The organism is Dethiosulfatarculus sandiegensis (assembly GCF_000931935.2).
Classification (GTDB): domain Bacteria; phylum Desulfobacterota; class Desulfarculia; order Desulfarculales; family Desulfarculaceae; genus Dethiosulfatarculus; species Dethiosulfatarculus sandiegensis.
The window spans coordinates 428269-446610 of sequence record NZ_AZAC01000014.1; the positions used below are offsets into that span (position 1 = coordinate 428269).

The window sequence follows — 18342 nt, forward strand, 5'->3', positions numbered from 1 at the left end:
CTAGAGCTGTTCGGTTTTTTTGCGCGAAGGCGTACCGATAATGATCACAAAAATTATAAGCAGTCCCTTTAGGACGTTCTGCATACCCGAGGATAGATCCGCAACCCGCATTGCCGTAACAAGTAAGGTGAGAAACAGACAACCAAAAAATGTACCAATGGTATTTGGTTTTCCTCCGGACATCAGAGTACCGCCAAGGACCACTCCGGCGATGGTTTCTAAAAGATAGGCGTCGCCCATTCCTAAAAATGCGCCGCTGACTCGTACGGAAATCAAAAGGCCTGCAAGTGAACCGAGCACGCTGCTGAGGACATATGAAAGGACCAGAACCTTGTTTACGCGGGTGCCAGCGTAATGGGCGGCTTCTTCATTTTGTCCGATGGCAATAAGGGATTTTCCAAAAGTGGTTTTGTTTAGAACAAACCAAGCAATCGCCGTAGTAATTATGACTATATAAATCATAATATAGATGCCGAACAGTTTTCCCCTCGCAATTGTCAATAAAAAGTCTGCTTGGGTTAACCTTTCCAGCCCCATATTTGTATTCAAAAAAAGTGCAAGGGAGCAGAGAATGTAATTAACTGCCAGGGTCGCAATAATGGGCGGCATTTTAAGGATTACCACACATGTGCTGTTGACTAAGCCAATCATAATTCCAGCTAGAATAATTATGATCACACCCGGGAGCAGCATCTCTGATCTTCCGTTGATGAAAATCATATTAAGATAGGCTGCCAGAGTCACGACTCCAGGAATGGAAAGATCAATTGCACCCTTGCCTGTGGTAACAACAAACATTTGCCCCAGGGCCAACAAAATTAAAAAAGCGGCGGAGAAGGTATTTGTCTGTAGGCTGGTAAAATTTAGATTCCTGGAAATAATCCCAGTGAGAATCCACATAAGCAGGGAACCAGCACAAATCCAAATCCATGTATGATTGTGTAGTGTTTTAAAAACGGATTTTTGTTTCATGACTTGATTCTACCTTTTTTGAGAACCCTGAGAGACAAGATTACTATGAGGATAAAACCTTGAATGGCGGCGGTTAATTCCGTAGATATCTTGAAGAATCCAAGCAAAAATGAAATTAATGAAAAAGTAACGGCACCGAAAATTGCACCGGGTATGGATACAAATCCACCTAAAAGATAACCACCACCCACAACAACTGCTGCAATTGTCTGCATTGTATAAGTTTCGGATGCGGAACCGTCCGAAGCGCCGTTAATTCCAGAAAGAACAAGACCCGCCAGTAAGGTGATAATACCTGCGGTGAGATAAACGCTAAAAAAGGCTTTTGCCTGCGACCAGCCGCTTCTGACCATGGCCAGTGGGTTATTGCCAAAGGCTTTGAGAACAGTACCGTATTTTGAGCGGTAAAAAAGGTATGAAGCAATTGAAATTAATAAAATAATGCTGAAAACGACTGGAAAATCGGTGTCAAGCCAGAAAAGATGGGTTAACCACTCAGGCGCCTTCCCACCCGGGCTCTCTTGGATGGTGAGGGATAATCCCTTCCATACAAACGAAGCTCCGAGCGTCATGATGATGGCAGGTATGTTTCTGTGGTAAATGATTAGCCCCATGCAGGCATAAAAGAAAACAAAACCGAGTAACGCCAAAATACCAAGAGGAGTGTTGGAAAATAACAAGGTGGCGCATAGTACATTAATCAGACCCAGGAAGTTTCCCACTCCCAATTCTATGTGCCCCAACCCAATAATATACATCTGCGCAAGCGATAGGATTATAAGTGGCGCTGCTCCACTTAAAAGCAGATTTACACCATATAAGGAAAACACTGCCGGCGATTTTAAGCCACATGCAATGTACATAAGCATCATGGCTATAAAGGGGATAAAAGCGCTATTCTTGGAAAACCACTTTCTATGGGAGGTATCCTGTTTTTTTTCAACAATAGGCTTTAGTTCCTCACCCATAAAGGATGCTTCAACAAGATTATCCTGAGTGACTTGCTCGTCAGCTAATTCCTTTACTATGGTTCCATATCTCATAACCAAAGTTCTGTTGCAAATTTCAAGCTCTAAGTTGTCCGTGCTATAGAGGATAATCAATTTGCCTGCTTTGGCTGCTTCGATAAGAAGATCGTAAATTTGACGTTTAGTGGCAACGTCAACACCTCTTGTCGGGTCATCGAGTATGATTATGTCAGGGTCGGCAAGCATTGCCCTTGCAACTAAAACTTTTTGCTGATTTCCTCCAGATAAATCTGTAATTGGAGCCTGTATATCGCTGCACTTAATTTTTAATTTTTCAGACCATAATTCTCCATGATCTGTGATTTCCTTTTCGTTATTAGTCTTGAACAACCTTCCAAATGACAATTTTGTAATCATCATGTTTTGCAAGATGTGCCATAAGTAAAAAATGCCTTCCTTTTTCCTGTCTCCTGTTACGTAGGCAATTCTTCCCTTTACTTCAATATTTTTTGTTCTGTTTTGACGGGCTTCAAAGAGCTTGTGCAGCAGCTCCTTTTGGCCGTTGCCCTCCAGACCCGCGATTCCGATGATTTCTCCACCGCTCATGTGGAAAGAAAGGTTATTGAGTCCGCTGTCATCTGAATAGCTATGGGCGGTTATCCCAACCGATTCAAAACCGGGGATTTTTCTATGCCTGCAAAGTGCCGGTCCATTGTCTCCATCAGCGGATTGCAACGAAGACATCATTTTGCAAAGCATGTCTTCTTCACTGGTTTCCTCAATAGGGCCGCACCATATATTCTGGCCGTTATCTATAATACTTATTCGGTCAACTAGGCTTTCGACCTCCTTTAGCCGATGGGAGATATAGATACAAGCCATACCTTCCCGCTTCTTTTTCTTTATATAGGCCAGCAGTTGGTTGGTCTGTTCTTCTGGTAATGATGAGGTTGGTTCATCCAGAATCAAGAGTCGAAGGTTTTGTGCGGTGAAAGCACGGGCTATCTCGACCATTTGTTGTTGGGAAATCGCCAGGGTGTCTAATCTTTCATCAACATCGATACCATTATCAGGGAAGACCGCATCTAAGGTTTTTCTTGCTATTTTTCGGGCTTGATTACGCCACTTTACAGATCCTTTAAATAAATCTTCCAGATCAACCAAAAAATTTTCATATACAGTTAAGTTAGTGCACAATGATAATTCTTGATAGACAACTTTAATCCCTAAAGCGGAAGCACTATGGGGATTGAATTCATTAAAGGAAATGTTTTGTCCCGCAAAAACCAAGTCGCCTTTATCTGGCTTAGTTATTCCAGATATAACCCTGGTTAATGTACTTTTCCCTGCACCATTACCACCAATAAGTCCTAATATTTCTCCTTGAGATAAATGAATATTGCAATTGTTTAACGCTACTGTTTTATTGTACCTCTTTGTAATATCTGACACATCTAGAAGCGTCTTGTTACCGGTACAGGTAGCCTTAGCAGCCTGGGACATACATCTTACCTCTTTGTTTTTCTTAATTCAGGCGTCTGAATTAAGAAAATTCAGACGCCGGCGCCACTGTTCTAAACCAAATCAAAAATAATCCCTCGGCCAGCAGAACGTGATGGGTTTCCAAAAAATGATAAATATTTGGGAAATCGTTTAGCTGGTTTGCCTGCTTGTCCTTTGCTTTAATATTCGATTCTATTTGAGTGTCAACTCCTTTGTTAGCGATTTTTTATGAACAGCGAACTTAGCTAGAATCAAGCTTATTTTATACTCTTGCTATGGTTGTTTTTAAAATTATTGGCTTGAAAACCACTGCAATGAATTATTAATTCATTGCAGTGGTTATTCATTTTCTGACTAACAGATCCCTGAATTTTTTTGATGTGTTTGAAGCAGTCTACTTCTTTTTTTTGAGAGCGGGTTCAATGATTGAGTCAAGTACATACTCAGGTGCGTATGTCGGCGAGATAATCGTACCCGGCTCCATATTGGAATATTTGCCAAGCTCCTTTTCATAGACTGTGTAATAATCGCAGATCATTTTTTTCGGAACATCGTAACCATTCAGGATGTAGAGAGACGCCCAAAATGCGGCGCTGGAGACAGAGGGGCAGGTGCCTCTGCTATAAGTCTTGTATTCGCCGTCTTTCTTGCCGACCTCACTCCACCATTTTAAAAATTCAGCAGAGTTGTCTCCGATAATAACAGGCCGGCCCAAGGAACCAATTTGCTCAAAAGCCTGGGCCGCACCATAGGCGTCGCCGCCACACTGAGTTATGACGCCATCCACCTTTTTCAGGCTGGGCAGCACCTGCAGAAGAGCCTCTTGCGTTTTTGTGGCGCTAAAATCTCCATGCACTGTGGCAAGCACTTCCATGTTGGGGTAGTTTTTCAAGGCTTTCAGGTTTCCTTGATACATTTCTTCATCTGCGGATGTTCCAGCCAAACCGCGAATAATAATCACCTTTGCTTTTTCGCCAACCAACTTGGCCATTTCAACAACAGAGTCATAGCCAAAGGTGACGAAATCGAAATCAACCGCATAAACGCTGTCCAGCGTAACAGAGCAGTCAAAAGTAATTACTTTAATTCCCGCTTTCATGGCCTTCTTCAGCACCGAATTCAGGGCTGTGGAAGATGCAGGGTCGATGACAATAGCATCCACTCCTTGCAGGATGAAGCTGTTTATTTGGGATATCTGGGAGTTGACAGTGTTGTCACCGTTTTGAACAATATAGTCGGAAATTAAACCCTGTTTTTTGGCAGATTCGGCAGCTTCGGTAAAGTTATCCACCATCTGTTTTCGCCAGGTGTTACCGTAATAAGAGTTTGAAAGTGCGACTACATACTTACCTTTTTTTAGTTTCCAATCTACCTTTGCCTCCGCCTGAATTGCATTTCCGAAAAGGAAAAGAGCTCCCACGAAAAATATGCTCAGAAGCAGAACTGAAAATTTAGATCTTGACATACGCATTCTTCCAATGCTCCCTTTTATTGTTACTGATTAAAGGTACTAAAATGGCCTTTTTGAGCCAAAAGTAATATTCTGTTGCTTTTTCGAAAGATACTCTGCCACTTAAAATTGTTTTATGGGGAAGGTATTGGCCCCTTGGGGCATGACAATGAACTTGGGATCTTTGACACCGCATTTTTGGTAAGCCAAATCCAGTGCATCCTCTATGCAGTAGACTGGTTCCACATGCGCCTTTCGGGCTAATTCAAAATTCTTTTCCGGAGTAACGAGAATGATTGTTCCCATTTTTTCATATTCCAGTTGCTTTACTGCGAGCCAGCCCGTGATGAGAAAGTTTTTCCGGGCGGCTGTTTCCAGAGAAAGCAGGTCTGGATATTCGAACCACTCAAAAAATTCCGGGGGGTCTCCAATAAGGGGGCATTCGGCCAAAATTATAGACACCCCACCCGGCTTCATGGCATAAGAAGCGTTGTCTATGGTTTTTTGGGATTGGTACAGGTTGATGTCTTTTGGGTAGCCGCCAGCAGTGGCAATAACGATATCGGCCTGTTCCTCTATGGGTACGCCAAACATGGCATCAACCATCTTACAGGCTTCAAACCAAGCGGAAACCCAGTTGCCAGCGAAGATTCCCGCAATATCACCATCCAAATTCGGCACGACATTGACTAGAAAATCAGGTTGAACAAAATCTGCGATCTCCATCATATCTTCGTGAAGCGGATTCCCTCTGGTTAAACCGGTTGCAATCAGCGGGTTGCTGCCTCCTCCCACCGTGTCACTCAGGCCATGCAGATGATTCTGGCTGATGGTATCCAGAGATGCTATACCTGGCAGGATGCTCTTCCGTCCCCCGCCGTAGCCCGCCATGTAGTGATAGATCACACCACCTGTCAGAATCAGCTTGTCGGCTTCCATCGCCAGGCGGTTCATCCGAACCTCGGTGCCCCTGGAAGTTTTCCCGAGATAAACCACGTCTTCGGCTTCAGGATTATGGTTTATGATCTTCACCCGTTTAAAAACGTCTTCTGAGCAAAGAGCCTTGAATTCTTCTTCCGTGTTTTTTCTGTGCCCGCCCACAGCGATGATGATGGTGATCTGTTCATCTGTGATTCCTGCCTTGTTCAAATATTCCAACAGAATCGGCAGGGTTTTATTACTTCTTTGCCACGCTCTGGTGATGTCGCTTACTGCTATGACTACTTTGTCGTTTGGTTTTAGTTTTTCGCTTAAAGGCGGAGAATCAATGGGGTGATCTAGGCAATGCTTGTAGGCTTTTTGCAAATCTTCAATCGCAGGTTGATTGGCTCCTACAAGTTCACAAAGTAATGATTCCTCAGGCAGATCAAAGCAAATTTTTGATTTGCCATATTTTAATTCAAATGTTTTCTTTTCCACTTTTTTACCTCTAATCTCATCGAGTTTGGGAGTGTAATGGTGTTTTTCTACCAAACAGTCCCAGATAAAATTTTGAGCAGCATGATTTTATCCCGTTTTAGCGAGATCTATTTACTTATAAAAAGGGGTTTTTAACCGTCTTATTTATTAAACAGAACAGGGTGCCTAGGGGCCCACTGTAATAATTGGGTTTAACTCATCAACACACTGAAAATATAGGTAAGATAAAGAAACAGAAGCTATTTGCCTGCCTGAATAATGAACTGGAGAAATACTCCACAGTTTCATACTTAACGATAAGTACTTCCTGCTCAGCTCTCTCTGGATGAGGACAGGCATGCTTAGTAGAAAAAAGAATGCATTTTCTTTTGAATAATAAAAGAGTGGTTTTGATGTAAATTGTATAAATCCCTCGGAAAGCAAACCTTCTGAATAGTTAGATGGTTTCGCAATCGATAAGCCTTCCAAGGAACTTTTGGGGTGCGATTTAATAGTTGAACCAAATGGATTTTTTGCCCCTGGATTTTTGTAAATTACGTTCGTGGATAAAGCATTTTCGGAAAAGACAAGGGATATCTTTTTTACCTGGGGGTGGAACTTTTCTCGGGACAAAATGCCTAAAAATGTCAATTGAGGAATTTTCAGTGGAAATCCGGTTAGGAAGTCCTCGCAAAGCGGGGGGACGAAATATTTTTTCTTTGGCTTGGGTGAAGTATCGCTATGGGCGGGAGAAAGGAATCTTGTGTAGGTGCTTGAATTGGCGGATATCTTTAATCTGGCGTAATGACAGCTGCTATTGATTTCAGTTTTTTGGTGAGCAATCCGGATCCAGGCGGTTAATAAAGGGAGGAACCATAGCAACAGGCCTGGCTGTAGCATGTGTCGCATGTAAGTCCCTCCCTTCAGGTCGGTAATATTTAAAATTTCTGTCCAGCCACACTGAAATATGGCGGTCTAAACTTGAGATCTCTTAGAATTTTAAGCTGTTGTCTGTCGTCAGCAGGTTCGCTGCTTAATCTTTTAGCTTAAAAATCCATGGGTTTAGTCAACGGGATAAAGTTTTTGGATTTCCTTCCCGCCATTAAACCTTTGCTCCGGTGCGGGATAGGCGCCTTCTCGCACCTCATTGACGAAAGTACTGAACCCACCAGATATTTCAGAGGCCAGCTTGTTGTATTGCTTAACGAACTTCGGAACAAACTGATCAAAAATGCCCAAAATGTCGTATGCATTCAGGTTTTGCCCGTTAACATGCGGGCCAGCCCCCACCCCGATGGTTAGCGCAGAGACCGACTCGCTGATTACGCGGGCCACTCCTGCGGGGATGCATTCCAGGACCATGGCGAAGACTCCGGCTTGGTCCAAGGCTTTGGCGTCTTCAATTAATTGTTTGGCTTCGTCAGGGGTTTTCCCTTGTAACTTAAACCCGCCCAGGGCGGATGCGCTTTGGGGCGTCAGTCCGATATGCCCGACAACCGGGATCCCGGCGGAAACTATTTTTTTGACATACGGGGCGAAGTAGCTTCCGCCTTCCATCTTGACGCAGTCGACTCCAGCCTCCTTAACCAGCCGTCCCGCTGAAGCAAGGGCTTGCTCAGGGCTGCCCTGGTAACTCATGAACGGCATGTCTCCAACCACCAGTGTGTTGGGGGCGCCGCGTCGCACGGCTTTGGCGTGATATATAATTTCATCCAGGGTAACCGGATTGGTGTGTTCGAGTCCCTGTATGACCATTCCCAGGGAATCTCCAACCAGGATTAGTTCTGCAGGTGTGGTGTCCACTAATCTCGCGAATGGATAGTCATATACCGTTATCATGGTTACGTTTTTGCCCTGGCTTTTGAACTCGGTCAGAGCAGGGATTGGGGTTCTGGTTTTTTCTATGGGACTCAAAATGTTCCTCCAGGTGAGACAGGTCTATTATTTATTCATTGTCCTGTAGCCTAGCCGCCGGGAAATGGCTCTGGCCGCCTCCTTGACGTTCTTGGCTAAACCGGGCAAAGTCTGCTCTGTGAACCGCTGGGCGGGACCCGAACAGCTCACGGCGGCAACAGCATTTCCGTTTTCATCAAAAATGGGGGCGGCGACGCATTTGACACCAACATGCCATTCTTCGTTGTCATAGGCGCATCCCCGCTTCCGGATTCGTTCAAGTTCTTTATCCAGGCCGGTTCTGGTTGTAATGGTGTTTTGAGTCAAAGGCGGCAACCCATGCTTTGAGATGCCCTGCTCCAATTCATCGCTTTGCATATGGGCCATTATGCTTTTCCCCATACTTGAGGAATGAATCGGAATGCGCTGACCTACTTGGGTGATAATCCGAATGGATTGAGATGAATCGATTTTGTCCAGGTAGTAGACCCTGAAATCATCTGTCACGCTGAGGTGAACTGTTTCCCTTGTTTTTTGGGCCAAGTCGAGCAAGTAGGGTTTGGCCACGCCTCTAAGGTCCAGGTTTTCTTTTGCCGCATTGCCCAAAAGAAGTGTTTCCACCCCCAACCGGTAATGCGCCGCATTGTCTGGGGACCGCTCCAAAAATCCTTCGGCGACCAGGGTGCTTATCAACCGCTGCAGGGAACTCTTGTGATAACCAAGCTGGCCGATCATTTCACTGACACGTAGTTCACGTTTGCCACTGGAAAAAAGTTTTAGCAGCCTTAGTGCTTTTTCTACGGATTGTAATTTTTTGGTGGTCATTTTTTTGTCATCACCAAAATAAGGGTTAAGCGAAATTCATCTTCTTGATCCATATTTTGATTCGCTATGCGATTTATAGATTCATTAACTGAATGAAACTTATAAAATCTTTTTTAAAAGAGTCAAGGAAAAAATTACATAGTGAATTATTGATTCGCTACGCGAATCAATTTTAGCTCTATGATCTTCTCCGCTGTCCTTTTCTTTTTCCTGGGGGAAGTAGACGTGTGTAAATAATAGTGTAATTTAAACTATTTATATGTATTTAGGTGAGACGGTTGATGTCGATTAAGACGTTTGTTTATAGTTTAACTTTTTTGTAACGTAAGTTTTTTGTTTAGTTTTTATCTGTAATAAAATATGGAAACCAGAAAGGCTCTTCTTTGCGAAAAAGATAATTTTAAAGAATTTAGTTTGAAAATTATTGGTTTTTTGTCGGGCTATTCTGAAAGTTGGTAGTGTAATTAAAGAAAATTTCTACTTCTTAAATCTGTACAGCAGTAACTTAAATAAGAGAAGAGAATCCTCTTGGTTGGACCATAGCCTAACGGGATCCTCACGGTTAAGCTCTAATCGGCCTATGTCTCATCTCTAAAATTAATAGTTCTTAATATTGTATTAATAACTTGACTAAGTCTGTTAAGTTGGGAAATTTACCATTACTGAGGTCTTGTTGGGTAGCAAAACAGTCATTGTTTAGCATTAAGAGATATCAAAACCCACATGGCGGAAGTTTCAGCATTCGATAATAAGGGTCTCAAACTTCCTGCTTCAACGAGGCTTTGGGTAATGAAGAATGTTTGAGCTAATGCACTGATCTGATTCTAAAAAGTAAAGATTAGTTATAGGAATAATTTTATTTACGGATTCCCTTGTGTATCACTGGATTCTAAAATTCAATTTTGTGTTGGGAAAGCCAGGGACGGCTTTTTCAACACCCTGATAGACGGTTTTTTGACCTTTCGCCTTGCCTTTTGGGTGCTCACCTCCTTATGGAGCTGCATTCCTTTAATCTAGCCCTTGGTTAGGTCTTATTGATGACTTCTTTTTAAATATGCCCAATTTTACTATGCCTATTCGTTTTGTAGGTGTATTGCCTCCCGAGCAGATTCACATAACAGATTGATAATACAAGATTTTTAGTGGCAAGGATAATTTTTAATATTTCGTAGAAATGTTAATATCTGATAAACAATTAATATATTATTAAAAAGTTTTGCATTCTAAAAAAAACTAGGATATAAGAACTCCATGCATTTCAAAGGCCCAGCTATTCACTCTGCCAAGGCCCGGTTCGACTAAGAGGCCTTCCAGATTTTTTAGGAAAAAGCAAAGGGGAAACAAGACATGAAAGTGATAACAGTGGCCGGTGCGCCCAGTGCGGGCAAGACATCGGTCATTACTTATACGGCCAAACGCTTTTTGGATGAAGGCGCCAAGGTGGCGGCTGTAAAGTTCGATGCGCTTAAGACAGACGATGACCGAATTTATCAGGAAAAGTTGGGCATCCCCGCTATCTGCGGTTTGAGTGACTATGTCTGCCCAGACCATTACTATGTCTCCAACCTGGAGGAAGTTTTGGAATGGGGAACCCGACAAAAGGCTGATTATCTTTTTATCGAGACCGCCGGTCTTTGCTTCCGTTGCGCCCCGCATATTGAAGATGTTCCAGCCGTAACAGTCATAGACAACCTGAGCGGATTTTCCGCGCCAGAAAAAATGGGGCCTGCCCTGGCCCTGGCCGATGCTGTGGTGATCACCAAAGGCGACCTTGTCTCCCAGGCCGAAAAAGAAGTCTTTGGTCATCGGGTGCGCATAGTCAACCCCAAGGCCAAGGTCTTTCATGTAAACGGGCTAACCGGAAACGGCTCCCTGACCTTCAAGAGGCTGGTCGATGCCTGGCCCCAGGCCGGAGAACTCACAGGGACAAAGCTGCGCTACTCCATGCCCGCCTCCATTTGTTCCTATTGCACCGGCGAGGTGCGTATTGGCGAGGAATATCAATCCGGAAACGTGGTGAAAATAGATGTCTGAGCAAAAGAATATTACCCCGGTCATGGAAGTCGAGAGCGTGACCCTGCTTTCGGGTACTGATAAAAACGGTGCTCCCGAGGGCATAGAAAGCGTGACCATAGCAGCCGGGGATTCCCTGGCCCTGGTGGGGCCCACCGGTTCGGGAAAAAGTGAATTCCTCTCTGATATTGAGCAACTGGCGGACCGGGACACAGTCACGGGCCGTAGATTGCTTATAAACGGAAAAGACCCTGACCCGGAGCTTGGGGCCATGGGGCTGGTTGCCCAGCTCTCCCAAAAAACCAGTTTTGTGATGGAAGGCAGCGTACAGAGCTTTCTTGAACTGCATGCCCAGTGTAGGGGCCGGGATATTAATGAAGCGGTGGAAAAGACCTTGGACGCGGCCAACCAGCTCTGCGGCGAGCCGATCAAGGCGGGCGATTCCCTGCAGGTGCTCTCGGGCGGTCAGTCCCGGGCCCTTATGATCGCCGACATTGCCTATATAAGCGACGCGCCGGTGGTATTGATCGATGAGATTGAAAACGCGGGCATAGAAAAGCTGAAGGCCCTGGAGGTGTTGGGGGCCAGCAACAAGCCCATTTTGATCGCCACCCATGACCCGGTCCTGATGCTGATGACCAGACGCAGGCTGGTGATGGGGAAGGGCGGCATGCGTCGCCTGGTTGAGACCACGGAACAGGAAAAAGCCTGTCTTGAGCGCCTTAGCCTCATGGATAACCTGATGACCAAAGTCCGGGGCAACTTGAGAATGGGCCGCGAACTGAACCTAAAGGAGCTTGAACTGTGAGTAGTGCCTTTGTTGTGGTGCCGCCTTCTGTTATCCGCAAAACCGATACCGACTTGAATCGGCTTTTCCCCGGGCTTGAGGTGCAACCCCATCACACCCACGGGGAGTTGGACACCTATTTCCGGGAAAAGTTTGGTCTGGCCGAGCATACTGCGGACCTTACGGTAACCGCCTATCCCCAGGCCATAAAGCAGGTGCAAAAGTCTGATATATTTGCGCCTCTTCCAGATGATCTGCCTGAGATGCGCCCGGATCTGGTTGCAAAAGGTTTAAAAGAGCCCAGCCCCTATTACCGGATAATAAGCCTGGCCTGCGCCATTTTTGTTTATCAAAAGGATCTGCCCGATCCTCCGGCCGCCTGGGGAGACCTTTGCCAGTCCAGGTTCCAGGGGCAGTTTCTTTGCCCCCCGGCAGATACACCCATGCCGAATCTTTTCCGCTCGGTAATGGAGCGTCACTATGGCGAGGCCGGGGCATTGATCGCAGACACCATGAGAGCGGATCTTTACCCTCTGGATATTAATAAGGCGGTGGATGAAAAAGAGGCCCTGGCAGGTTTGGCCATACCATCTTTTGGCCGCACTTTCCGGAATAATAACGGTGCAATGGCCTGGCCCAGCGAAGGGGCGGTTCCTGCGCCTTTGTTTGCATTTTTACGCAAAGACGCCTCCAGGGACGCCGTAGATGCCCTCAGGTATCTCATGGGAATTGAATACCAGACATTTCTTTCCAAAACAGGAGCGTTGTGTCCGGTTCATCCTGATGTTCCATTGTTTAAGGAAATGCAGGAAGCGGACGGCAAGTTGCTTTGGGACGGCTGGGACGCTTATCAGGAGCTGGTGGAGATATGCGCCCGGGCTTAAGGGCAAAATAATTTGTTTCAGGCTGCCCGGAATTTTGACTGTAAATAGTCGGCTCCGGGCAGTTTGTAAAAAAAGAGGTGAGATATGCAGAGATTTAAGTCAGTGGCCGGAGGACTGGCCCTGGCCCTGGTTTTTGCCTGCCCGGCGGCGGGCTGGGCCGAGGAAAAGGCAAAGGAGTCAACTGTAAACCTGGACAATGTTATTGTCAGCGCCAGGGGTGTGAGCAGCCGGGTCTCCGAGACCCCCGGCGGAGTCGGGGTGATCAAGGCCCCTGAGCTCTCCATTGAGCAACCGCTTAGCCTGACCAACGCGCTCACCCGCATACCTGGAGTGAGTAAGTCTTCTGATTCCGCCTGGGGGTCGGCTGTGAATATCCGCGGCCTGGGCCGTTCCTCGGTTGTGTTTAATATAGACAACTGCCGGGTTAATACCGCAACCCAGATGAATGCCCAGTTCGGTACGATTGATCCTAATGATATTGAACGGATAGAGGTGCTTAAGGGTCCTATAAGCGCCTTGTACGGTTCCGGCTCGGTCGGCGGCGTGGTCAATGTGATCACTAAAAAGGGTATGTTCACCAATACCCCTGAATGGCACGGCGACCTGGTGGGGGCCTACACCTCCAACCCCGGCGGATTCAACACCTATGCCTCCGCCTCTTACAACAGCCCGGATGTCTGGGTCTATGGCAGTGGTTCATACAGGGATCATGATTCCTATGAAGACGGCGACGATGAGGAGATCCACAACAGCCAGTTTGAGGACCGCCAGGCCAAGTTGCGCACGGGGTTCAAATGGGCAGCCGGTGTGACCGAGTTCCAGGCTCAGTTTATGGAGGCCGAGGATGTAGGAATCCCCGGCGCGGGTACTGCGCCCTTGCCAGCCACCGCTGACATTACCTATCCCAAGACCAGGCGCACCCTGTTTTCCTTGAACCACAAGGTTACTGACATTACCGAGGTGTTCAAGGAATCCCAGCTTAACGTCTATTATCAGAAAATTGATCGCAGAGTTATCATTGATCATTTCCCCCAGACCATGCCAATGAAGAAAATAAACCCTTCGGCTGATCATGAGACCTGGGGCGCCAAATGGCTCAATGTGTTCAAGCCCGGAGCCCATACCCTGGTGACTGGAGTCGACTTATGGAATTGGCATATGGATTCCACCCGGAGGAAGGCTCTGAAAAACGGTTTGACCATTATTGATGAGCCTCTGCCCGATGCAGACTACCTTTCCGGTGGGGTCTTCCTGGAAGACGACTGGGTGTTGGGTCAACGCTTCACCCTGAACCTGGGCGGCAGGGTGGATTACATCTCTGTCAAAAATGATGATCAATACCTCTATATCAAGCCGCCGATGCCCCAGGCCCCGAATCCGCTTTTGAGGGAATCTGAGACTCAAAACGACACCTCCTGGAACCTGCATGCGGGCCTGACCTGGAATATGGCGCCTAAATGGTCCATGACCTTCCTGGCTGCCAGCGCATACCGGGCCGCCAGTATGGAGGAGCGCTTCTCCTACATTTCCTTGGCCGGAGGCAAGACCAAATGGGGAAATCCGGACCTGGAGCCCGAACGCTCCATGTTCCTGGAGTATGGGGTGCATTACGAGGGCCCCAAGGCAGGTTGCTCCCTGGCCTTGTTCGGCAATTTCCTGCGTGACCTGATCACGGAAAAATTGGTGAATCCAACCACCATCGAGTACCAGAACGTATCCGAGGCGGTTATCAGCGGTGCTGAGGCCCAGGCCCATTGGGAGTTTTTGCCCGGGGCCAAGGTCTATGGAAATGTGGCCTACACCAGGGGCGAGGATACAGACCTGGAAGAGGACCTGCCCTTTATCCCGCCGTTGAATGGCCTTTTCGGCTTGCGCTATGACCACAACTCCGGCCTTTGGGGCAGGGTGGAGGCTGCCTGGGCAGCCAGCCAGGAGGATGTACCTACCGGAATCGAGACCACCGACGGTTGGCAGACCGTGGGGCTTCGGCTGGGTTATCGTTTTAACTACAAAAACACCAACCATGAGCTGGTCTTGGGTGCGGACAACGTCTTCAGCGAGGTTTACCGCGACCACCTTTCCACCAGCCGGGGGATCGAACTGCGTGAGCCTGGTCTTAATTTCCTGGCCATGTACAGGTTCAATTTTTAGCCATGAATAAAAAGCCTAAGCTTATCCTTTGGTTAAGCCTGGCGTTGGTGTTGGCTGTGGCTGCCTTGGGAGGCGTGTATGCCTTTCAGGGCGGCCAGGCCGCCACTTTACGCTTTGGCAATAACCCTAAACTACCCACTTTAAGTTTTTACACCACTGGGCTGGCCAGCACTCCGCAGATGCCCTTTTGGGCCGGGGTTCGTTCAGGTGAGATAACCAGTTTAATGAACCTTGAAGTGCATTTGTGGAAGGACCTGGATGGCCTCAGAGCTACGGTTTTGGCTGGAAAAGGCGATATCTGGCTGGGCCATATTGAGGGCTTTGCCCAGGCCAGACTGCAAGGTGCGCCGGTGTCCCTTTTGGCGGTGACCGGTTGGCGCAAGCTTTATTTTCTTTCCAAGGATCCGGCCCTTCAAACAATTGAAGATTTCAAGGGACGAGTGGTGCCGTTTACCCCTCCGGCTTCTCCCGGGGTGCCAGTGATGCGCTCCTTGATGCAAAAAGGCGCGCCTGAACTAAATTTTGACCCTTATGAACCCAAGCGCCTGGCCATGAGCCTGATTGAGGGCAAAATAAACTGGGCTTTTGCGCCTGAACCCATGGTCAGTGTTTTATTGGCCAAGGTTCCGGGGCTCAAGGTAGTTGGCAGCCTGGAGGATCTTTATGGCCGCCTTACCAACGGCCCCAAACGCATGCCGATTGCAGGCATTGCCATGAACACCCGGACCCTGGCCAAATACCCTGCTTTGGCAGATAAGCTGAACCGGATAATGGTCAGGCAGGCTGATATCCTGGCTGAAAATCCTGCCGCCGGGATTGCCGCCCTGCCCAAGTCCTTTGAAAAGTTTGTTCCCAAAAAAATAGTGGAAAACTCACTGAAAAGGGATCTTCTTCTAGTCAAGCCAGCCTTGGAGGCAACCCCTGAGATTGAACAGTACCTGAGGATGTTGTTGCCGGAAAAGATGAATGAAAACAACGGGGCCTTACTAAAAGGGGATTTCATTGCCAAATAAAGGTTTTTTGAGCCGCCTGGCCCCCTTTGCCTTTTCCCTGGCCTTGGGGCTGGCCCTTTGGTGGGGCGTGTCCAGGCTGATGGAAAGCCGTTTAGTGCCGGGGGTGGGGGAGACTTGTCTTACCCTGGGCGATCTGTTGTTTACAGCTCATGCCTGGCAGGATATTTGCGTGACCGTCTTCCGGGGAGTCTGCGGCCTGGGAATCAGTATATTGGCCGCCCTTATTTTTGGCATACCCGCCGGGTTGAGTAAAAAGGCCATGGAACTCTTAAGTCCCTTGGTGGCTGCCTTGCAAGCCTGCCCTCCGGTGCTTTGGATCTCCCTGCTTCTGGTATGGTGCGGAACCGGCTCTGTGGTGCCCTTGGGTGTGGTCTTTGCCTCGCTTTTTCCACCGTTGTTTGCCAATGTGGCCGGCGGAGTGGCTGCCATTGATCCCAGACTCTTTCAGATGGCGCGCATATATAGGGTGGGGCGGTTTACCGTGCTTAAGGAGGTCGTCCTGCCCGGTATGTTGCCTTTTTTTCTGGCCGGGCTTTCCTATGCCTTGGGCACCTGCTGGAAAATAACCGCCGTGGCTGAGTTTTTAGGCTCCGGCACCGGTATGGGCGCAAGGATTTACTGGTCTTACCGCATGCTTGAGATGCCCGAACTTTTTGCCTGGGGCCTATTGCTGGTTATCCTTGGCATGGGGCTGGAGTTGGGTGTGGTAAGGCCTCTACGCCTGGCCGCCGAGATAAAAGGAGGGCGGGATGCTTGAGATGCAAAATGTATCCAAGACATTGGGCAGACGCAAAATTTTGGAAAGCGTGTCCCTGAGACTCAAGGATGGGGAGGTCCTTTGTCTCATGGGGCCTTCGGGCCTGGGCAAAACCACTATATTGGAGACTGCCTGCGGACTTATAAAGCCTGACAGAGGAGAGGTGCTGACCAACTCCAGGTTGGCATATGCCTTTCAGGATAATGCCTTGATACCTTGGCAAACCGCTATGGGAAACATGGTTTTCGCTTTATCGTCATATATGGACAGACAACGGGCCAAATCTGAATCTGAGAAATGGCTCAAACGCCTGGGCCTGTTTGAGGCTGCCGCTCTTTACCCGGGCCAGATGAGCGGCGGCATGAGGCGTCGTCTGAATCTGGCCCGGGCCTTTGCGATAAAACCCCAGTTGATGCTGTTGGACGAGCCTTTTGCCTTTTTGGATGAGGCCTGGCAAGATAGGTTGACCCGCCTTATAGCCGAGTTTCAAAAAAAACATAACTCTTCGTTTCTTATGGTGAGCCACCAGCTTGAGCCTGTACGGGAACTTGGTGGGAGACTGGTCAGGTTGCATTCCTCTCCTGTTGTTTTAGCTACCTGAAAACAGGCGGGAGATTTAAACCTCCCGACTTTGAATGGGCAAGTTGCTAAAACTCAGTTTTAGCAACTTCAGGCAGTTGACAAACAGCTTGACCGTGGGCCAGGGACACAACCCCGAATGAGCACCCCCAAAAATCTTCGATTTTTCAGGGACCCCGAGTGACGGCCCGGCGAATTGTGAGGCTCTCTAAGACGAATAATTTTAGCCACTTGGCAGAGTCCTGGAGGACCTTGCCAGCAAGCTAAAGCTGCAAAAAATAAATTTTAGCAATTTGCCTGCTTTGAAATCAGGGGAAGATTTTAAAACACCCGGTTAGGTGAAGCAGATGCAAAGAAAAGAGTAGGGAGGAATTAACCCGGGAGGGAAATAGTCAGAAATAAGCCTGATAAGTAATGGAAATTTATAATAAGGCGTTACATTGGGGTAAAAGCCGTTTTCCAGCCGGACTCCACTTGACCTTTTGGATCCGCAAAAAAAATACCAGCCGGCTTAAATCTCTAACAAAAATTACCCTTTAAAGTAAAAAAGACCTGATCTGGTGGCTGGGCTGATGCTTTAAAAGTAAAAGCACAACTGCGGCCGGCTGAGGAGTTCAAGCACAGGCTTGCCCAGCTTAGTACAACTTATCAGGCACTTTTACCTTCTTCCTATCGTTAAACACGATCTCTGCTTCTATCTTACTTCCTCATTAAAGCGCTAAGCATGCTATTATTATAAGTTTTCTAATAACTTGCCGGTTATGTATTGGCTACAGATTTTATTGAATATTTTTTTTGTAATTTTTACCTTGATTAAATAACCACACTGTTGATAATAACGCTAATCTTTCCTTACTAAACGTTTGGGAAATTATCTAGTAAATTAGCTCTAATCATGTGAAAAATAGTACTAAAGAGATACTTTTCTGATAAAACACTGCAAAATTAAATGGTTTTTTATTTTTTCAAAAAAACGTTAATCCCTACTGACAAAGCCCCTAATTAAAAAGGCTTGCTTCTGGTAAAATCCCTTGCACAATGGACGTATAGCACCTGGGATTTAGTCTTGGTCGGTAAAGGGCTTCGCCGTTTCCCTCCCTTGAGCGACAAATCATCAAAGACAAAAAACAGGTAATAGAGCGACAATGA

Annotated in this window: 14 protein-coding genes; 7 read left to right on the plus strand and 7 right to left on the minus strand. The window is 47.0% G+C overall.

Annotated features, from left to right (window positions below):
* The 7 genes from X474_RS11575 to X474_RS11605 form a co-directional block, all read right to left on the minus strand.
* Positions 1 to 972 carry an ABC transporter permease gene (locus tag X474_RS11575; protein WP_044348945.1) on the minus strand — a complete coding sequence of 324 codons (972 nt, stop codon included), beginning with the start codon at positions 970 to 972 and terminating at the stop codon, positions 1 to 3.
* Complete coding sequence (locus X474_RS11580) at positions 969 to 3443, minus strand: ATP-binding cassette domain-containing protein (protein ID WP_044348946.1); 2475 nt, start codon at positions 3441 to 3443, stop codon at positions 969 to 971. Before X474_RS11580 ends, X474_RS11575 begins: the two co-directional genes overlap by 4 nt.
* Before the next feature lie 394 nt (positions 3444 to 3837).
* Positions 3838 to 4908: an ABC transporter substrate-binding protein gene (locus X474_RS11585; protein WP_197282060.1), complete on the minus strand. Its 1071-nt coding sequence runs from the start codon at positions 4906 to 4908 to the stop codon at positions 3838 to 3840.
* Positions 4909 to 5016: 108 nt separating this feature from the next.
* The gene (gene larAH10, locus X474_RS11590) at positions 5017 to 6312 is read right to left on the minus strand and encodes an NPN-dependent 2-hydroxyacid racemase, LarAH10 family (RefSeq protein ID WP_044348947.1); all 1296 of its coding nucleotides are present in this window, start codon (positions 6310 to 6312) and stop codon (positions 5017 to 5019) included.
* 165 nt (positions 6313 to 6477) lie between these two features.
* Positions 6478 to 7200 (minus strand): hypothetical protein, encoded by a 723-nt coding sequence (locus X474_RS11595; protein WP_044348949.1) that lies wholly within the window; start codon positions 7198 to 7200, stop codon positions 6478 to 6480.
* Positions 7201 to 7353: 153 nt separating this feature from the next.
* Entirely contained in the window at positions 7354 to 8196 is an 843-nt protein-coding gene (gene panB, locus X474_RS11600) for a 3-methyl-2-oxobutanoate hydroxymethyltransferase (RefSeq protein WP_082464321.1), read from the minus strand.
* A gap of 36 nt (positions 8197 to 8232) precedes the next feature.
* A complete protein-coding gene (locus tag X474_RS11605; protein WP_044348950.1) occupies positions 8233 to 9009 on the minus strand; it encodes an IclR family transcriptional regulator in 777 nt (258 codons plus the stop codon).
* 1347 nt (positions 9010 to 10356) lie between these two features.
* Between X474_RS11605 and X474_RS11610 the strand changes: the two genes are divergently transcribed.
* The 7 genes from X474_RS11610 to X474_RS11640 all read left to right on the plus strand — a co-directional run bounded on the left by X474_RS11610 (position 10357) and on the right by X474_RS11640 (position 17215).
* The gene (locus X474_RS11610) at positions 10357 to 11043 is read left to right on the plus strand and encodes a GTP-binding protein (protein WP_044348952.1); all 687 of its coding nucleotides are present in this window, start codon (positions 10357 to 10359) and stop codon (positions 11041 to 11043) included.
* A complete protein-coding gene (locus X474_RS11615; protein WP_197282061.1) occupies positions 11036 to 11830 on the plus strand; it encodes an ATP-binding cassette domain-containing protein in 795 nt (264 codons plus the stop codon). Before X474_RS11610 ends, X474_RS11615 begins: the two co-directional genes overlap by 8 nt.
* On the plus strand, positions 11827 to 12693 hold the full coding sequence (locus tag X474_RS11620) for an ABC transporter substrate-binding protein (protein ID WP_044348953.1): 867 nt from the start codon (positions 11827 to 11829) through the stop codon (positions 12691 to 12693). The genes X474_RS11615 and X474_RS11620 overlap by 4 nt, the downstream gene beginning before the upstream one ends.
* 84 nt (positions 12694 to 12777) lie before the next feature.
* Positions 12778 to 14844 carry a TonB-dependent receptor plug domain-containing protein gene (locus X474_RS11625; protein WP_044348954.1) on the plus strand — a complete coding sequence of 689 codons (2067 nt, stop codon included), beginning with the start codon at positions 12778 to 12780 and terminating at the stop codon, positions 14842 to 14844.
* Positions 14845 to 14846: 2 nt separating this feature from the next.
* The gene (locus X474_RS11630) at positions 14847 to 15857 is read left to right on the plus strand and encodes an ABC transporter substrate-binding protein (protein ID WP_044348956.1); all 1011 of its coding nucleotides are present in this window, start codon (positions 14847 to 14849) and stop codon (positions 15855 to 15857) included.
* Complete coding sequence (locus tag X474_RS11635; protein WP_197282062.1) at positions 15847 to 16614, plus strand: ABC transporter permease; 768 nt, start codon at positions 15847 to 15849, stop codon at positions 16612 to 16614. The genes X474_RS11630 and X474_RS11635 overlap by 11 nt, the downstream gene beginning before the upstream one ends.
* Positions 16607 to 17215: an ATP-binding cassette domain-containing protein gene (locus X474_RS11640; protein ID WP_052515115.1), complete on the plus strand. Its 609-nt coding sequence runs from the start codon at positions 16607 to 16609 to the stop codon at positions 17213 to 17215. Before X474_RS11635 ends, X474_RS11640 begins: the two co-directional genes overlap by 8 nt.
* Positions 17216 to 18342 lie beyond the last annotated feature (1127 nt).